The sequence below is a fragment of the Alteromonas profundi genome (assembly GCF_010500865.1).
Classification (GTDB): Bacteria; Pseudomonadota; Gammaproteobacteria; order Enterobacterales; family Alteromonadaceae; genus Alteromonas; species Alteromonas profundi.
This window is the reverse complement of record NZ_JAAAWN010000001.1, coordinates 228,057-245,855: the sequence shown is the minus strand read 5'-3', so window position 1 is coordinate 245,855 and position 17,799 is coordinate 228,057. Positions and strand designations below refer to the sequence as shown.

The 17,799-nt window shown below is 44.1% G+C and carries 14 protein-coding genes and 1 pseudogene; 6 read left to right on the top strand and 9 right to left on the bottom strand.

Annotated elements, in window-relative coordinates:
* Nucleotides 1-10 precede the first annotated feature (10 nt).
* The 3 genes from GTH32_RS01080 to GTH32_RS01070 all read left to right on the top strand — a co-directional run bounded on the left by GTH32_RS01080 (nt 11) and on the right by GTH32_RS01070 (nt 4,043).
* Complete coding sequence (locus tag GTH32_RS01080) at nt 11-1,498, top strand: carotenoid oxygenase family protein (protein WP_163083379.1); 1,488 nt, start codon at nt 11-13, stop codon at nt 1,496-1,498.
* Nucleotides 1,499-1,525: 27 nt separating this feature from the next.
* Nucleotides 1,526-2,761, top strand: coding sequence for an acetyl-CoA acetyltransferase (locus GTH32_RS01075; RefSeq protein ID WP_163083378.1), 1,236 nt, complete (start codon nt 1,526-1,528; stop codon nt 2,759-2,761).
* A 295-nt stretch (nt 2,762-3,056) separates the two neighbouring features.
* Entirely contained in the window at nt 3,057-4,043 is a 987-nt protein-coding gene (locus GTH32_RS01070) for a winged helix-turn-helix transcriptional regulator (RefSeq protein ID WP_203565305.1), read from the top strand.
* Nucleotides 4,044-4,057: 14 nt separating this feature from the next.
* On the opposite strand, the gene GTH32_RS01065 is transcribed toward GTH32_RS01070, so the two are convergent.
* The 8 genes and pseudogenes from GTH32_RS01065 to GTH32_RS01030 form a co-directional block, all read right to left on the bottom strand.
* Complete coding sequence (locus tag GTH32_RS01065; RefSeq protein WP_163083377.1) at nt 4,058-5,242, bottom strand: CaiB/BaiF CoA transferase family protein; 1,185 nt, start codon at nt 5,240-5,242, stop codon at nt 4,058-4,060.
* A 68-nt stretch (nt 5,243-5,310) separates the two neighbouring features.
* A complete protein-coding gene (locus tag GTH32_RS01060) occupies nt 5,311-6,243 on the bottom strand; it encodes an NAD(P)H-dependent flavin oxidoreductase (protein ID WP_203565304.1) in 933 nt (310 codons plus the stop codon).
* A 46-nt stretch (nt 6,244-6,289) separates the two neighbouring features.
* Nucleotides 6,290-7,510: a thiolase family protein gene (locus tag GTH32_RS01055; RefSeq protein ID WP_163083376.1), complete on the bottom strand. Its 1,221-nt coding sequence runs from the start codon at nt 7,508-7,510 to the stop codon at nt 6,290-6,292.
* Nucleotides 7,507-9,216, bottom strand: coding sequence for a phenylacetic acid degradation protein PaaN (gene paaN / locus GTH32_RS01050; RefSeq protein ID WP_163083375.1), 1,710 nt, complete (start codon nt 9,214-9,216; stop codon nt 7,507-7,509). The genes GTH32_RS01055 and paaN overlap by 4 nt, the downstream gene beginning before the upstream one ends.
* A gap of 2 nt (nt 9,217-9,218) precedes the next feature.
* Nucleotides 9,219-10,367 carry an acetyl-CoA C-acyltransferase gene (locus tag GTH32_RS01045; RefSeq protein ID WP_163083374.1) on the bottom strand — a complete coding sequence of 383 codons (1,149 nt, stop codon included), beginning with the start codon at nt 10,365-10,367 and terminating at the stop codon, nt 9,219-9,221.
* 220 nt (nt 10,368-10,587) lie between these two features.
* A pseudogene (gene tnpC / locus GTH32_RS19775) lies at nt 10,588-12,050 on the bottom strand (IS66 family transposase).
* A 169-nt stretch (nt 12,051-12,219) separates the two neighbouring features.
* Entirely contained in the window at nt 12,220-12,654 is a 435-nt protein-coding gene (locus GTH32_RS01035; RefSeq protein WP_163083373.1) for a hypothetical protein, read from the bottom strand.
* Nucleotides 12,655-12,870: 216 nt separating this feature from the next.
* Entirely contained in the window at nt 12,871-13,752 is an 882-nt protein-coding gene (locus tag GTH32_RS01030; RefSeq protein ID WP_163083372.1) for an AraC family transcriptional regulator, read from the bottom strand.
* A gap of 174 nt (nt 13,753-13,926) precedes the next feature.
* Here GTH32_RS01030 and GTH32_RS01025 point away from each other — a divergent pair, with 174 nt between their 5' ends.
* From GTH32_RS01025 to GTH32_RS01015, 3 genes are all read left to right on the top strand, one after another.
* Nucleotides 13,927-14,877, top strand: coding sequence for an SDR family oxidoreductase (locus GTH32_RS01025; protein ID WP_163083371.1), 951 nt, complete (start codon nt 13,927-13,929; stop codon nt 14,875-14,877).
* Nucleotides 14,878-14,949: 72 nt separating this feature from the next.
* Entirely contained in the window at nt 14,950-15,633 is a 684-nt protein-coding gene (locus GTH32_RS01020; RefSeq protein WP_163083370.1) for a fibrobacter succinogenes major paralogous domain-containing protein, read from the top strand.
* On the top strand, nt 15,633-15,989 hold the full coding sequence (locus GTH32_RS01015; RefSeq protein ID WP_203565303.1) for an esterase/lipase family protein: 357 nt from the start codon (nt 15,633-15,635) through the stop codon (nt 15,987-15,989). The genes GTH32_RS01020 and GTH32_RS01015 overlap by 1 nt, the downstream gene beginning before the upstream one ends.
* A gap of 145 nt (nt 15,990-16,134) precedes the next feature.
* Here the strand turns inward: GTH32_RS01015 and GTH32_RS01010 are convergent, their stop codons facing one another.
* On the bottom strand, nt 16,135-17,499 hold the full coding sequence (locus tag GTH32_RS01010) for a hypothetical protein (RefSeq protein ID WP_163083369.1): 1,365 nt from the start codon (nt 17,497-17,499) through the stop codon (nt 16,135-16,137).
* Nucleotides 17,500-17,799 lie beyond the last annotated feature (300 nt).

Sequence of the window (17,799 nt, the reverse complement as noted above, 5' to 3'; positions counted from 1 at the left end):
AGGATCTCCTATGAATTCGAAAATGATTAAAGAGTATGAGCAATTAGATACTCCGGAGTGGACCAAAGAGGAACAGCATTTTCACAATGTGAACCCCTATTTACACGGTGCACTAGGCCCGACTTTATTTGAACATACAGTGGATAGTTTAGAGGTACTAGAAGGCAAAGTACCAGAGGATTTAACTGGAATATATGTTCGCAATGGCGCTAATCCTCGTTTTGCCAGTAAGGGCCCTCACCATTGGTTTGATGGTGATGGCATGTTACACACTTTATCCTTTAAAGATGGCAATGCGAGTTACAAAAATCGCTGGATAAGAACCAAACATTTTAACATGGAAAGTGAAGCGCAAAACGCTTTGTGGCCTGGTTATGCAATGCCAAGACCAGATCCAAGCTCGCCGCCAGGAAGTGGTAGTGATTTTTCCATTAAAGATGCGTCCAATACCGATGTGGTATGGCACAACGGCGCCTTGTTGACCACCTTCTATCAAACGGGTATTCCTTATAGAGTCAATCCGGTCACCTTGGAAACTGAAGGACAAGAAACCTTTAACAGTAAATTGCCCAGACAAGTGTCTGCCCACTGCAAGGTTGACGATGCCACCGGTGAACTCATGTTCTTCGATTACAACATGGAAGAGCCCTACATGACCTACGGTGTGGTGGATAAGACTGGACAGCTAACCAATTTCATTGAAATACCATTGCCTGGGGCTAGATTACCCCATGATATGGCAATCACTGAAAACTACTCAATTTTGATGGACTTACCTCTACATTGGAATCAAGGCAGTCACGGATTACATTTTTTTAAAGATCGTCCCAGCCGATTTGCCGTTGTACCTAGGCATGGTAGTACAAAAGACATTCAATGGTTCGATGCTAGTGCTTGTTACATGTACCACACCGTAAATGCATACGAAGAGAACGGTAAAATTATTATGGATGGCTGTCGTCAACCTGATCCGATTACGCCACGCAAACCTGGTGATGGTGTTATCGAAAGAATGGAGTCTGCCGGCACTTGGAAAGATGTAAAACTTTACCGTTGGGTATTTGATTTGGCGACAGGCGAAACCACAGAAGAGCAACTTGACGATACCAACGTCGAATTCCCAATGATCAATGCAGATTGGAAGACGGGCAAAAAATACCGCTATAGCTACTCAACCTTAATGCCCACAGAAAGCTTAATTAATTTTAGTGGGATTTTTAAATTTGACCATCAAACACGACAAAATCAAACCTACGTGTTTCCTGTTGGAAGCTGTGGTTCTGAAACGCCATTTGCCCCTGCGGATAATGCTGTTAATGAAGATGATGGGTACCTAATCAGTTTTCTTACCTATACTGAAACAGGTGAAAGTGAAGCTATTATTCTCGATGCAAGAAAAGTGGATGCTGGCCCCATTTGTCGTCTCAAAATCCCCAGTCGTGTGCCTGTTGGATTCCACGCCTGTTGGGTTAGCAGCGACAAAGCTGCGGGTTTATAAAAGTAATCAATAGCTAAAGAGAGTGTTATGACTGGACAAAACATTTACATCTTAGGTGGCCATCAGACTGATTTTCGTCGCAATTGGGCCCGCGAAGACAAAGGAATATACGACTTATTTGAAAGTTGTTTACAACAAAGTTTAATCGACTCAAAGATTCCACCTAAGGATGTAGATGTTGCCCATGTGGGTAACTTTGTGTCTGACCTATTTACCGGACAAGCACAACTTAATGGTTTTTTCGCCCACGCCGTTCCAGAGTTTGCAGACATACCTACATCGCGTCATGAAGCAGCCTGTGCGTCAGGCTCCATCGCCCTACTAAGTGCCATGCGCGATTTGGAAGCTGGTCATTATCAAGTAGCCTGTGTGATGGGTATAGAGTTAATGCGCAATGTTAACTCAGCCACGGGAGCTGAGTATTTAGGCGCAGCAGCTTGGGTAGGTAAAGAAACCGAAGGTTGCAACTATGTATGGCCGAAAATGTTTGCAGACCTGCTTGAACACTATCAACATAAATATGGTATCGATACTCGGCACCTTTCCAGAATTGCAGAGCTCAATTTTGCTAATGCTAAACGTAACCCCAACTCTCAAACCCGTAACTGGCAATTCTATGAACAGAGTTTTATGGATGATAACGAGTTTAACCCCATCGTTGAGGGGCGACTACGAAAACAAGATTGTGGACAAATCACCGATGGTGCAGCGGTGGTATTCTTAGCGTCGCAAAGTTACGCAACTGAATATGCAAGAAAACACAACATTCCTCTATATTCAATCCCGAGAATAAAAGGTTGGGGACATAGAAGTGCACCTTTATTGATGAACCGTAAATTGGAATTAAGTGAACAAGATGGATTGATATTTCCCCACGTGAAGCGCACTTTTAAAGATGCACTAATGCGCGCTAACTTGGAAAATGTACATAGTTTAGATTTACTCGAGGTGCATGATTGTTTCTCTATGACCGAGTACATGCTAATTGACCACTTAGGCTTGACCGCACCTGGTGAATCATGGAAAGCCATAGAAAATGACATCATTGCCTTTGATGGCGTTTTACCTATTAACCCTAGCGGCGGACTCATTGGTCTGGGGCACCCTGTTGGCGCAACTGGTGTTAGAATGATGTTGGATGCTTATAAACAAACGACAGCGCAATGTGCCGATTACCAGATAGAAAATGCCAACAATGTGGGTATTTTTAACCTAGGTGGTAGTGCAACTACCTGCGCATCTTTTATCGTCGGTACCGATTAGTATTAGCCAGTACCAAGGAAGCACGCGGGTTTGACTGCATGTGAGCTTAGTTTAGTGAATAACTTGTTTTTGCATTTGTTCAAATTGCACCCTCTTTACTTTCGTTACTAAACTAAGTTTTATGCAAGGTAGCAACACCTCATACGTAACGAACATAAATCGACAAGCTATGGAACTGCGGTGAATTTTATTAGGTTTTTAGACAATAAAAGAGGTTAACAAATATAATGCTAGTAACTTTCATAATCACACCTTTATAATTGAAGGTATATTTTAGATTTGGAAGTTAGCTTACGTGTCAGAAAATAAGGAACCGATTCAATTGGAGAGTGCACCTAAAGATGTAAAGCTCATTCAGACTTGCTCAATTTGGCGAGCACTTGAGATTATTGGTGACAGTCCAGTTTTGTTGCTTATGGAGAGTTATTGGCTCGGAGCTAGACGATTCGATGAGTTCTGCCAACAAACTAAATTACTAAAACCTGTTGTAAGCAATAGACTCAAACGTCTAATTGATAAAGGTTGTATGGTTAAAGTTGCATACAGTGAGCGCCCCAAACGATACGAATATAAAGCCACTGAAAAATTTATCGACCTGTATCCCGTTGCGCTAGCAATGCTGCATTGGGAACGTCAATGGGGACAAAAATCCGGGAAACTTGAAATTGTCTTAACCCATAAACTATGTGGCAACACCACCGAACCCTTTCCTGCCTGTGAGTCTTGCGGCACTGAAATTAGCCCATTAGATGTTAGCTGGGAAACTGGCCCAGGTGCTGGAGAAATGGAGGCTGAATACAGTGCTAGGCGAAGAAAAACATCTAAGTCTAGCAGCAGTACAACGTTACTCGATGACAGTGTTCAAATCATCGGAGACCGCTGGGGCATGTTGATATTTCGCTCATTGTTCAGTGGCATCAATCAGTTTCAAGGCATACTTAAAGCCACGTATATTGCCACTAATATTTTGTCCAATCGCCTTTCAGAGTTATGTGAAGATGGGTTTCTGATCACCACCGAAGTGCCTGGAGATTCTAGACGGATTCAATATAAACTGACTAAAAAAGGTATGAGTATTTATCCAATAATACTGACCTTAATGCAATGGGGAGACAAATGGCTACCCTCCCCTGATGGACCACCACTGCTGCTTACCCATAATATATGCGGAGATCCTCTCAAGCTTGAAATGGTGTGTTCTTGCTGTAAACAAGAGGTATTGCCAACGGATATTACCTACGCACTGCAAATCCGTAACAGTCGGGGCAAGCTTAGTCAGTAACGAGTGCGTTTTGCTTAAATTATCCCGTTTGTTTTGAATCCCCTTATCTGTTCGGCTGTGTAACCCACTTCACTGAGTACTTCAGTGGTGTGCTCCCCTAACGTGGGTGCTCGGGTAAAATCATCGACCTTAGTTTTTGAATATCGAATAGGATGATCCGCAATAGGAGTAGGAGTTTCAACACCAGGATATTCGCAGTATTGGAACATATTTGCGGCCTCCACATGCTCATTTTTTAGCACTTCTCGGGGAGTTAACATCTCCCCACATGGAATACCGGCTTGGGCTAATTCAGTGACTACTTGTTGATTTGTTCGCTGTTCACACCAAAGTGACATTCGCTGACAAATAATATCACCGTGATCGCCACGGGACTGATCGGTGGCAAACCTAGGATCATCTAACCAAGACGACTCACCCATTAAATTCGCCCAACGTTTAAATATTCCCACGCCAACGACTTGCACTGTGACATAACCATCAAGGGTACGGAATGAGTCGGTTGGCGCGTTATACTGCCCCCGAGTTCCACTGCCTGTTCGCCCTAAAGCAGATACAGCTTCTTCCATTAACGGAGCATTATTAAAGGTTAAAGCAGTTCCTAACAATGTGCCTTCAACCACTTGGCCTTCGCCGGTTTGTCCGCGGTGCATCAAAGCAGCTAAGGTACCAAAAGCACTTAATGATGCAGTACCAAAATCATTATATGGTGCAAAGGACTTCCCAGGCTCATCTTCACTGCCACTTAGATACATACTGCCTGACATGGCTTGAGCCACGGTATCAAAACCACCTTTTGCGGCATAAGGACCAGTAGAGCCAAATGCTGAGCCCGTAGTCAAAATAATATCCCCCTTAATCTGTTTAAGGGTTTCGTAATCTAGCCCCAGTTTTTTTAGGGCAGGATAAGGCAAGTTAGCCACCACCACATCAGCCGTTGCAACTAACCTACGAACCACTTCACGACCTTCTTCAGACGTTGGATTTAAGGTTATGCCGCGTTTATTTCGACCAATCTGAGTATGATAGGCCCCTTCACCTTGAGCATTTATTGGCACCGTATAACGGTCTTCACCGCCACTGGGTTTTTCTATGCGAATAACGTCCGCACCTAAATCGGCAAGAAGTGTGGCGCAAAAAGGCCCAGCAATATATCGACCAAAATCTAATACTCGAATGCCATTTAAAATCTTGCTCATAAAGCTAGCCTCTTATTTTACTGAATAAAGAAAATCTCATAGGCAAAAACCACATACCGTCGAACCGACTAGTTTTGGGTTTTGCTTTTAAATCGCTGGATGGCTGCTTCATATTCCTTGGCGAGATCAGCAACAATATCAGCTACGGGTTCAATGCTGTGGCTGCGGCCAACACCTTGCCCTGCCGCCCAAATATCTTTCCAGCGTTTATTGTCGCCTCCCCCGGAGTAATCTCGTTTCCCTTTATCGTTGAGAGTCTCGGGATCAACTCCAGCTTTGAGCAAACTTGGTTTCAGCCAGGATGCTTTTGTTCCGGTAATGGCCGCTGAGACGATTAAGTCATCTGAATTTGCTGCCACTACCATGTCTTTGTACTCGGCTTGTGCCATGCTCTCTTTTGCTGGCAAAAACCGCGTGCCCATATACACAAAATCAGCCCCCGCGGCTATGGCTCCAGCCACACCTGCGCCGTCGGAAATGCCGCCTCCTACCGCAACATAACCATCAAAAAATTCCCGCACTGCGGAAATAAATGCAAAAGGAGAGAGTTGACCAGTATGGCCACCCGCGCCAGCGCTAATGCACGCTAATCCATCAACACCAGCTTGCGCGGCTTTTTTAGCCAGCTTCAAATCCACCACATCAGCAAACACCATACCGCCATAAGACTTTACTGTTTCCATAACCGGTTTGGGTGAACCCAAAGCAGTGATCACTATGGCGGGTTTGTACTTAGCCACAAGTTTTAATTCTTCTTCCAAGCGGGTATAGGTTGAATGGGTGATTAGATTCATTATCCAAGGAGCATCTTGATCCGTTAGGGCGCTGGATATTTTATGCATCCACTCATCTAACTCTTCAATGGTGCGGGTATTGGTGGACGGAAATGCACCAGAGATCCCCGCCTTACATGCGGCAATGACCAGCTCAGGGCCTGATACGAGAAACATTGGGGCACAAAATACTGGCAACTTTAAATTTAAAGCTTTAGCTTCATTCATTTATTCAATTCTCTTATGGTGTTTTAGCTAGAGATGAGGCTTCAAATTACACCTTTTCCAAAACCGTAACTGTAGTCACACCCTCTTCGACACCTAGAAAGCCGCCACCGTTTTCTGCCACACCAATACGTGCACCATCGACTTGTCGCTGACCGGCCTCTGCGCGCAACTGGGTAGTTAATTCGTACATTTGGGCGATGCCGGTAGCGCCGACAGGGTGTCCCTTGGCAAGCAGTCCACCAGAGGGGTTAACCGGTGTTCGTCCACCAATTTTAAAATCTCCTTTTTTTAAAGCGGCTCCCACTTCTCCTTGCTCACATAAACCTAAATTTTCGATTTGAACCAAGGTAGAAAACGCTGTGGCATCGTGTACCTCTAAAACGTCAATATCTTTAGCAGCAATGCCAGCTTCTTCATAAGCAACTTGGGCCCCTCTTCGACTAATGTGATGAGCGTAATCAAACTTATCCCGTGTAATGGTGCTTAATAACGCTAATGAGCGAATACGTACCGCACGGGACAAACCAATCTGTTTTAATGCTTTTTCACTACATAACACCAATGCAGAAGCGCCATCACTGACGGGCGCGCACATGGCGCGAGTAAAGGGTTGAACGATACTTTTATCGGCTAAAACCTGTTCAACGGTAAAAGGAGTGCGATACTGAGCATTCGGATTATATTGTCCATGACAATGGGTATTGGCGGCGATACGAGCGAAGTCTTCTTGGGTTGAGCCAAAACTATCCATATGCACCCGCGCTTGAGCGGCATATAGGTCCATAAACAAACTGCGATCAGGTCCGGGTTTCTCTCCGCCAATGGAAACAATATAATCGAGCACACTTTTTTGGTCGTGGATATCAGTACCGCCAGCAAATGCAGCCGCCACTTTTTCAGGGCGATCTTTGTAAACCATTTTTTCAGTGCCAACCACTAACGCAATATCCACCATGCCTGCTTTTATTGCGGCCATAGCTTGATGAACCGCCGTTGAGCCTGAGGCACAGGCATTTTCAACATTGATGATTGGGATCCCTTCAATGCCTACAGCACGCAGCGCAATTTGCCCTCGAATGGTATTTTGACCTTCCAACATTTGTTGACGAGTATTTGAAAACCAAGCACCTTGAATAGCTTGTTTGCTGATACCTGCATCCTGAAGAGCTGCTTCCACTGATTGAACAGTTAAAGACTTAACCGTTTCGTGAATACGTTTACCAAAGGGCGTCATTGATGCCCCAACAATATACACATTCTGACTCATGCTGCGCCCTCAGTAATCGGCCGACGTCGTTGAGCAATTCGAAAACGTGAAGCCACAAAGGACAAATCAGCTAAACAAGCATTGCCAGCAGGGTTCAAGCCAGTAACATGAAAATCACTGTATGCTGCCGCGAAATTAATCCACATAGCACCGGTAAGATTAATTGTTAGATTCGCTCCCACTTGTGCATACACATCAACCCAGTGGTCAATATAATCTTCATCGGTTGAATACATGTAACAGGAAATAGTACCGCGAGTACGCGCTAGTTCGGTGGCTTCTTGGGCGGCATCATTACCGCTATTTGCCGCCACAATAAATAACACTGGACCAAAACGCTCTTCGGAATACATTTGTTTATGTTCAGATGTAGCAGAGATCACAATAGGTGTGCGTGTTCGCGCATTGGGAAAATCCGGATGATTGTAGGGTTTGGCATGACGTAAAATAGACAAACCTTGTTCGTCTGCCATTGCTGCGGCAGCTTCGACAACATCAAGACTGACTTGCCCTTGAACTGCGCCCATAATACCAGCAGCTAGTTTGGGATCTTGCGCGATAACGTCGATCTCACTGACGATAGTTTGCGCCACCTGCTCAAAACTTACATGCCCTTGTGCTGTTTTAATTCCCTCTTTTGGTACATATACCACTTGCGGGCTGGTGCACATTTGCGCCGAGAATAAACAGGTCGCGCGCGCGATAGCACGCATTGATTCTGCTAAGTTATCGACCGACTCGACCACTACGCTATTTACCCCAGCGGTTTCGGTATAAAGCAGCTTACGAGTAACGGTACTTTCTAAGTAATTACCAAAACGAGGACTACCGGTAAAATCAATGATCTGCACATCAGGGTGATCAATGTATTGTTGTGCAATAGGCTCTGCAAGGGTGTCGGTTGCCAAAGTGACTAAATTGGGGTCAAATCCAAATTCGGCCAAAGTAGCACGACAGGTTTCGACCACCAGCGCCATTGGCAAAATAGCAATAGGATGCGGTTTAACCACAACTGGGTTTCCGGTGGCGAGACTAGCAAACATTGCAGGATAGGCATTCCAGGTTGGAAATGACGCACAACAAATGACCAGGCCAATACCTCGGGGCACTAAGGTATAGGTTTTTTCTAAATTAACTTCTTCACGGCCGAACATCCGATGGTACTGGGCGCTTGGGGTCACATTGTCCATAGCAATAGCAGCATACGCTAAAGCCTCAATACCACGGTCTAATGCATTTGGACCTGAACCACTAAAGGCTTGGGTATAACTTTGCCCAGCCACATGCATCACCGAATGTGCCATCTCAAAATTTCTATCGTACATGCGTTCAGCAATTTCTAGGCACAATGAGACTCTTAAATTAGGCGCTGCTTTTGCCCAATCTGTCATACTGCTTTTTGCCGCCGTTATGGTGGCATGTGGATCGCATAGGGGGTATGTAATGCCTAGTTTTTGTTGAGTGAAAGGCGAGACTTCCTCTCCTGCCCAACCTTTAATCCCAGGTAAATCGAGACTAAAGGGTTGATGCAAATGAGCCTCAAATGCAGCCTTACCTAACCCCGGTTTTTCTGGACCATGTATCTTAGTTGAAGGAGAGTCTTTAAACGGACTCCAGCTTTTTCGAGTTTTAACTGCCTGTATAGCGTGATCTAGGGTTGTTTGATGCTTGGCGACGATATCTATCGAAGGTTGTTGTTCATTCATACTTATTCCCCTAATCTCTCAACAATGATGGCACTACCAATGCCTGAAGCACCCGCAGCAACTACGAGACCATATCGCCCCTTTGCGACATCTAAAGTGTCGAGTAAAGTAGATAGTAATATTGCCCCCGACGCTCCCAGAGGATGGCCTTTAGCTAAGTGGCCGCCAGCAACATTGACCTTATCTGGAGACACATCAAAATCACGAAGAAATTTGACGATACTAACTGCAAAGGCTTCCATGTATTCAATTCTATCCATGTCGTTTAACGACAAACCAGAACGCTCTAATACTTTTTCCATGGCATCAATACCCGCCGTTAGTGACTCTGCGGGATCGCCCCCCACTTCAGCACAAGCAACAATTCGTGCCCGGGGTTTAGCATCTATGGCATCTTTAGCGCCAATTAACACTAAACCAGCCCCATCTGAAAGGGGTGGAGCATGGGCAATCGTGTGACGATGATCGATATCCTTGCCTAGAATTTCTTTGTAGTATTTAGCTGCACCACCAAAAGCAGGTTCGAGGGATGCTAAAGACGCTTGGGTTCCAACATGTAGGCACTCTTCGCGATCTAAGCCATTGACTGGGATCCGAGATGCGACTAATTCGCTATCTTCAGCAGCTTTTGTGCGTTGTTGAGACCTTAGAGCTGCTTCATCAAGCTCTTGTCTAGTGATATTTTGTTCATCGGCTAAACGATCAGCGGCTAGAGCAACTAACAAGTAGCGACTGCGCAGAGGTAAACTTCTGTCCGTGTAAAAATCAGCTTTGTCAGCCATAAATGGCACACTAGACATCATTTCCACACCACCGGCTAAGACCGCTTCTGCTTGACCAGAATCAATCATAGCAGCGGCTTGAGAAACCGCAGTTAGTCCAGAAACACAAAAATTATTGAGTGAGAATGCAGTCGTCGAATCCGGTAAGTTAGCTCTAAATTTGGACACCAGAGCAATGTTCCCCCCCTGACAACCCACTTGTCCTACAGTACCTAAAATTAATGCGTCGGGCTTTATATCACTGGCAGTGCGCTGGGCGATTGCTGTAATTAAATTTGACACAAGTTCATCCGGTTTCATTGAAGCCAGTGCACCACCCTCTTTTCCCTTAGCTCTTGGCGTTCTTACTGAATCAAAAATGTAAGCCATGTTGTGTTACCTCCTGCTTTACAATCCATTGAAAAAGCACTGCAATCAATGTTTGTTTAATTTCTCTATTTAGTGGAGGCCATCATCACACAACTAAGTATACTTATGCAAGTTAAAATGTTATCAAATTGTAACATTGTAATTTTGACGAGATAAAAACAGACATGAATTACCATTCTCATTTGTACACGTCCGGTAATCCCACCTAGCGATTAGCAAATTATCTTGGGACTAGTTGCTCGATGTCGACGACGGGCCCGCTGTATGCATCAAGGCAAGTCATCACATGACTTGAACACATTAAGCTCGTTGACCTTTGTGATTTCGATAATGCTGTAAGTATTGCCGTGGCGTTTGCGTTCGTTGCAGTTTAGCTAAACAGTCAATTTTTCCTGCCTATAACGAACGATTTGATCGCGCGTTAAGCGCGATTATTATCAATATTCAGCACGCCTTCTTATGTAACGCGCTAACTTTTCCCATTGATTTAGGATCTATTTTATTGCTTAGGCTACTGGGGTTTTCGGTAGTACCTGTTGAACCGATTTTGTTAGCCATGTGTGAACGGTAGGCTTTTTTCTAATCTGGCAAGGTAGCGTTCTTCCATTGTTTTGCCTTTTGACTGTGTTTCGATGCGGTAGGTTTTTTGGAGGTGATTGAGTGTCCACTCTACTTTCCCATTGCCTTATTTACCTGTGCCTTTCTTCGCTTCCGTGAACTTCATTCGCGCACGTGCCCAATAATGAATGAGCGTCGCTTGTGTTTGCTTGTAGCCTTTATAGCCATTCACTTGTACTAGCCTACTATAGCCATCAAGGAAGCCTATAGCACATTTCCCTGCGCGACTATTATAATAATCGTAGAGCATTATATTAGGTATTTTTGCGCCAGGTATACACCCAGAATACGAGCCAACGCCACTCGCGTAATGCCACATATAACTGTTCGCTTTTTCAGATTCAATGACTTTCAGCGTGGTTTCATCCGCGGCTATAACGGGTTGCTTTGACAGGTGGCTGTGAAGCTTCTCGTAAAGGGATTTAAACAGCTCAGCGCAGCAGCTTATCCAATCAATCATGGTTTTACGGCTTAGTTCAATACCATGCTGTCTAAACATATCCTCTTGGCGATAAAGCGGTACGCAATACTGATATTTACTGGTAAAGATTTGAGCTAACAAGCTTGGGGTAATATAATCTTTGGAGATAACGCTGTGAGGCACAGACGCTTGTTTTACCGTATTGCTAATACCATCCTTCGCGCAAGTACGACACGCGTATTTAGAGCGAACACACTCAATCACTTTTACCTGAGCGGGGATAAACTGAAACTTCTCTGACTTATCTTCACCAATGCGATGAAGTTCATACGTACAACAATCACATATTTTTCGTCATCCGTAATATCGCGAACAATAACTTCGCGAGGAAAGTCTTTAGGTAGCGGTTTACGTGCCGGATTTTTGCGGTTGTAACTCATCGCTTCTTCGGCGGATTCAGCTTCAGCAACCAGTTCTTCCGCTTCATTAAACAACTCACTTCGCCCAGTGAGCCCTTCGGTGCTTTCACCAAACTGCTTGTGCGGGGCAACACGGAACAGTTCTTCTAAATAGGCAATCCGCGTGCGCTTTTCTTCAAGAAGCGCCTCAAGTTCACCAATTCGATGATTGGTATTCTTTTTCACGCATACCACTATTACCCTGTATTAAGCTGCTGATTATCCTACATTATTACGGCTAGTCCGTGATAATTAAACGCTAATCATGATCACAGCTTATAAGCCTCATGCGCTATAGTGCTACAGCCGATGGACTACGATATCGTAGCCTGATAGCAGCCCCTTTAACTGCTGTTCATTCACAAGCATCTGTTAGGACTGAAGTTTGAAGGATTAAAGAACCGAGTCGTTTATCTTTATCTAAATAATTTTGTAAACGGGGATCAACATTTTCATCAACAGTAAGCGTTTGATTTTTTATAGATATTTGAGCCGTTTCCTCAAGACCAAACTTTGCCGCTACTTCGCTCAGTTCCTCGGCAAGCTTTTGCCTGTTGAAGGCCAGGTAGTTCGCAATTTGACTCCCCTTCAACACGGCTTCGCCTTTCTCCATATCATCAAGCAAACCGTCGACTTTACCGCTACTAATTTGCCCTTTAAAGGTCGCCAGTGAATCTTGCAACGCATTAGACTCATTGGCTTTATCTACGATGGCCTGCAAGTCATTTTGGCTATTTGCTGTATTACCTATGTAATCAAATAACGAAGGTTTGGCGTAAGTAACATCCATGAAATGTAAAACCGTCTAATAAGCTTATGTGTAATGGAAAGTATAAAAGCAAAACTAGCGCCAACTTTTCACCCCATCCCCTTTAGCGTTCTGTCGACGACGGTTAATCGACAATTGAAGCATGTCGCTCGCTAAAGTACCATTAAGAATACCTTTTCGCTTCCCCAACGCAAAATAGTTTCATCGGCTTTTGTGGTACCTTTTAAAGTAGGTCTTTCACTGAAGTTGCTGAGCTTTTCCCCATTGTTTCGGCGACACGCCATATACCCGCTTAAATTCTCGACTAAATTGAGATGAGCTTACATAACCCACTTCCATGGCAGCTACATTCACATTCACCCCTTCGGATATTTTCATCGCCGCATTATTAAGACGCATAGATTTAACAAACTGTATAGGTGACATATTAGTGGCTTGCTTAAATTTTCGGTGAAAAACAGCACGACTCATGCCTATGTACTCCGCCATCTCATCGATTGTGACAGGCTCGCTAATTTTAGCGGATAGATATTCAATAGAACGGGCTACTTCGTTACCCACCCCAAATGCGCGTCTGAATGAATTGCCGGCACTGCCTTTTAATATCGCGTAGTAAAGTTCGCGCAACCGGCTGGCACTTAACATAGCTAAGTCGGTAGGGTTGGAGTGTAGTTGCAATAGCCGATATAGCGTCTCACTAAAGTCATCATCCCATGAAGCGGTAGAAAGTCCCTGGGGTTGTTCGTTTTTGCCTAGTGTTCGAGTAGGGCCCACGGTACTTTCCATTTCCAGTACTAACTCAGTCATCATCTTTGTATCTAACGCAATGTATACGCCAATTAGCGGGTTATCTGCAGATGCCTCAGGCGTGCCCGCCTCTATTGGCATCGACATAGTGCAGCAGATGTACTCACTATTATCGTAATAGTGTTTATCCCCGTTCCAAATTGCCTCTTTACGTCCGGTAAGTATAGCGGTGACTGAAGGTTCATAAACGGCGGGAGCGCAGCGTATAGGTTCGGTTATCTTAAATAGCTGAACCCCTTTAATACCGGTGTCAACCATGCCACTTTCATAAACATTGGCGTTAATGTAGCGCTCAATTAGCCCTTTGCTCATACCATTCTTATTGTCTTAACTAGTGTGAACATAAAATAGCAATCAAATTACACAACCTCAAGAAGTTGATACAAATAGGCATATTTAAGAGATAATTACGCCTACCTGTATAACACCAATGAGATTATAGTGCACATATGAAAAATTACTAAACAACTTATCGGAAGGTTAATTATGTCTCTTTCAAATCAATTTGGCCCGCAGGGATGGACTCCCGACCTGATTGGCTCGCTCCATAACAAAACCTATGTGATTACTGGCGCTAACTCAGGAACGGGTTATCAGGCATCGCGTATATTACTGTCTAAAGGCGCCAAGGTTGTAATGCTAAATCGCAACGCTGATAAGTCTGAAGCGGCCATCGCTGACTTAAAACGGGAGTTTGGTGAAGAGGCTCGGGTTAGTTATATCGTCATGGATTTAGGCAATCTAGATTCCGTTAAAGAGGCTGCCAAAACAACACTAAGCAAGGTTCCAAAAATTGACGCATTACTATGTAATGGCGCGATTGCCCAGGTTGCCAAGCAGCAACTTACTGTGGATGGGTTTGAAAGCCAGTTAGGCGTTAACCACTACGGTCACTTTTTATTGTGTGGGTTGCTCTTTAATAGAATAGACGAGTCTCAAGGTCGCATTGTTGTAGTGTCTAGTGAGGGACATAAAATGGGGCTTAGAACCATACAGTTCGATGATATGAATTGGGATAAAAATTACCACCCAAATAAAGTGTATAGCCAAAGTAAGTTAGCGCAAATGATGTTTGCCTACGAACTACAAAGGAAAATTAAAGCTTCCGGTAAACAAGTGAAGGTTTACGTATGTCATCCAGGCGCTTCTAAAACATCCTTAATCAGAGAAAGTGCAAGTACCATGACTCGCCTTTCTTGGGCCTTTATGGTGAAAATTGGTCTTGCTCAAAGCGCTAAAAAAGGTGCCTACCCCGAGGTAATGTGCGCCACAGAAGACAATTTAAAAGAACGGGCCTATTACGGTCCTACTGGATTTATGAATTTCAGTGGCCCGGTGGGTGAATGTAAGCTTGAGTCATTTGTTTTAGACACTAAGGTGTCAGCCAAATTATGGGCACTGTCTGAAGACCAAGTATCTTTTAACTGGCCGCTATAGCGTTGCTTACTGACCAACACCATGCTTAAAAAAAAGTTAAACACTGCGCTTTTTCTATTATTAGGAATTGTTATGAACACGCTAAATACATTCGCTGCTAATGAAAATGCGAATATTCTCGATAAGTTATCTAAAGAAACCGTTAATAATATTGTCGATATTGACGGGCAGTCTTATCATACGGTGAAAATTGGTGCGCAAATATGGCTGGCTGAAAATCTAAGAACAACAAAATTTCAAGACGGGACACCCGTGGCTACCGGGTTTATTCCAAATGATGATGAACAAAACCTTTTACGGTTCGGTAGACTTTACGACTGGCATGACGTGTCAAATCCAAGAGGCCTTTGCCCGGAAGGTTGGAGGGTTGCATCAGACAGCGATTGGAAAGCATTAGAAAAAAGTATCGGCATAAGTGGCAAGTCACTTCATAAAGAAGGATGGCGAGGAAAAGATGATGTCGCTATTAGGTTAAAAGCCGAACAGCCCAATACCCTATTTAAGGCTTTTGACCAGTCTCAGGTAAACAAATATGGCTTTAATGCCACAGCGGCCGGTGTAAAGCTGGGCAACTGGTATATAACACAGGGGATGTATACTGAGTTTTGGTCAAATACCAGTGCTACAGAAAAACAGGCGTTTGCAAGAACCCTTGCTTATTCGTGGTGGAATTCACATAAGGGGCAGATCCGCCGAACTAAATTGCTCAAAAGTCATATGTTATCTGTGCGATGCGTAAAAATAGAGGCCGGTTAATGGCACGAATAATATCCACCATTGTTATTTTACTTATGCTTTTTAACACAACAGACTGCGCTTATTCTTCCGCTCCCCCACCATCATACGGCCCTAACGATGAACTAGGGGTGCTTGCGCACGGCTTAGGTAGAAGCGACTGGGCTATGTGGAAATTTGCTCAGCGACTGAAAAAAACCAATTATAAGGTTTGTCTTTTAGACTATGCGACAATCGGCGAAAGTGTAGCGTCAGTGCTTGCACAAACCACTAAACAAATTAATGAGTGTGTGATCAACGCGCCTAAAGTGCATTTTGTTGGTCACTCACTTGGTGGGTTAGTTATAAAAAGCATACCTACAAAGTCATCTACATAAGCTCGACAAAGCCCTATTACCCACTCAAACTGTGCTTTTTTAAGGACCGCTATACGTTAGCCTGTATATACGGGGACGATAATTAAAACGCAGTAAATAGCGATATCCCTCTATATACACGCTTCGCTTTAGCTTCAAAGTTTCGCTATGGGCTTTTCGCCGCTATTTGGTACCCTACAATGAGCGGTGGCCTGTCATAATTGGCCACCTGCCCTGCGCCAGAAAGCGCGAGGTATAGCATATTGCGTTGCTCATCAAATGTTCCGCCAATGACGACGTGAGCACCACTTTCGTCATAGGGATGACTCCATTTCCCATAACTTACAGGTCTAACGAGCCAAGGCTCTTCGGCCGTGAGCATATCGTTAATATCAAATAGCCAATAATAGTTATAAACATCGGCACTTTCATACGGGCATGGACCACCACAAAGATTGCCATTATCTTGGGTAATTTTATATCCATACCCGCTATGTAAGCCTCCGCTTCTTCCCACTGCAAGAAAGTAGTGGGTGTTAGGTACAATAAACCCATACATAGCTTGCGACCCCGGGCCCCAAATGGGCGATATATCCTCTATAAATTCATTCCCCCCTTCAACAAGCTGTGTACCTTCAGCAAGGGGAAAGACCATGAGTGGATCTGTTGCGATATGAGTATCAAGAGTAACCTCAGCATCTATGGCATCTCTGGGGTTGAAACGATAAAGGCTGGGCCCTTGTGAATACCTCGAGGTAATAGAGTAGTTTGAAGCCCAACCCACTAGGTATTCAGTACCAAGGGTATCAACCAACTCTGCAGGGACTTTCGACATGTATCCAGCGGCTTTTGCGGCCCCTTCCAGTTTCAACATGCCTTTGTAGTTCGAAGAAGCTAAATCCATCGCATTGGTGAAAACTTGTAAGTTATCTGTATTTTGTGCCGATGCATCGTACCAAATTTCAGAACTCACCAGTAAATTCTGGTCGTAGTATAAAATGCCGTTTATTCTATCAGTGGTGCGACCCACATCTTTTTTATCTAGAATAGTGACGTAGTCTTGCAGTACGGCAGCATGGGGAAGGTTTATCACTTCCGGCTCTAGCGACAAGTCTGACGGTATAGCGAATTCGGCTATAGCGTTGTGGTGAGAGTGTCCTGCCATATAGATGCTATTATTATCAGGGTTATAGCCTAAGGCACCCACTGCAAAGTTAGAATTAGATTCTCCCTCGGCAATTACCCGAAATGCCCCTTTATACTCAATATCGAACGCCGCTTTAAGGCCTAAGGGAAAGTTCACGTTTTCTGGGGTTGATTGAAGTAAGTTCTCGGCTATATCTTCATCGAACAATAATTGAATATCCACACTTACCGTGGCCGTTGCTGGCGTAATGATCTCTTCTTTAACGGTGTCTTCACTTACCGCGGGGACACCTTGAGACTCCACATTATCTGAACCACAACTTATTAGCGAAAAACAAAGCCCAAGAATGAACACTCGTTTTACCACATCTTCACATAATGCCATTCTTTTTTCTCTTCAACTAGGGCAGCGTAATTTGGAGGGGAGTATATCGGAATAATGAAAATATCGAAGTGTTAAAGCCATACGTCGGAATAGAAAAAAATACTGTTAAGCATATGCCATTGGGTAAATTAAATTGGGGCTCGCTATTTACCTTTTCATATAATTTTTAGCTAAAACAGCTATCTATTTGATTTGTATAACCTGAAAGCTCAGCTATACTTCTTCAAAGAAATCACTTCGATAAAGGATAATCTAGTATCAGCGTTTATTCTCATAACACTGGCACCTGGCTGAAATTGG

Bases quoted from the DNA above. Each gene is read 5' to 3' on its own strand.
- GTH32_RS01060 (WP_203565304.1), bottom strand. From the start codon at position 6,243: ATGAATGAAGCTAAAGCTTTAAATTTAAAGTTGCCAGTATTTTGTGCC.
- GTH32_RS01010 (WP_163083369.1), bottom strand. From the start codon at position 17,499: ATGGCATTATGTGAAGATGTGGTAAAACGAGTGTTCATTCTTGGGCTT.
- GTH32_RS01075 (WP_163083378.1), top strand. From the start codon at position 1,526: ATGACTGGACAAAACATTTACATCTTAGGTGGCCATCAGACTGATTTT.
- GTH32_RS01055 (WP_163083376.1), bottom strand. From the start codon at position 7,510: ATGAGTCAGAATGTGTATATTGTTGGGGCATCAATGACGCCCTTTGGT.
- GTH32_RS01020 (WP_163083370.1), top strand. From the start codon at position 14,950: ATGAACACGCTAAATACATTCGCTGCTAATGAAAATGCGAATATTCTC.
- GTH32_RS01015 (WP_203565303.1), top strand. From the start codon at position 15,633: ATGGCACGAATAATATCCACCATTGTTATTTTACTTATGCTTTTTAAC.
- GTH32_RS01080 (WP_163083379.1), top strand. From the start codon at position 11: ATGAATTCGAAAATGATTAAAGAGTATGAGCAATTAGATACTCCGGAG.
- GTH32_RS01045 (WP_163083374.1), bottom strand. From the start codon at position 10,367: ATGGCTTACATTTTTGATTCAGTAAGAACGCCAAGAGCTAAGGGAAAA.
- GTH32_RS01025 (WP_163083371.1), top strand. From the start codon at position 13,927: ATGTCTCTTTCAAATCAATTTGGCCCGCAGGGATGGACTCCCGACCTG.
- GTH32_RS01035 (WP_163083373.1), bottom strand. From the start codon at position 12,654: ATGGATGTTACTTACGCCAAACCTTCGTTATTTGATTACATAGGTAAT.
- paaN (WP_163083375.1), bottom strand. From the start codon at position 9,216: ATGAATGAACAACAACCTTCGATAGATATCGTCGCCAAGCATCAAACA.
- GTH32_RS01030 (WP_163083372.1), bottom strand. From the start codon at position 13,752: ATGAGCAAAGGGCTAATTGAGCGCTACATTAACGCCAATGTTTATGAA.
- GTH32_RS01065 (WP_163083377.1), bottom strand. From the start codon at position 5,242: ATGAGCAAGATTTTAAATGGCATTCGAGTATTAGATTTTGGTCGATAT.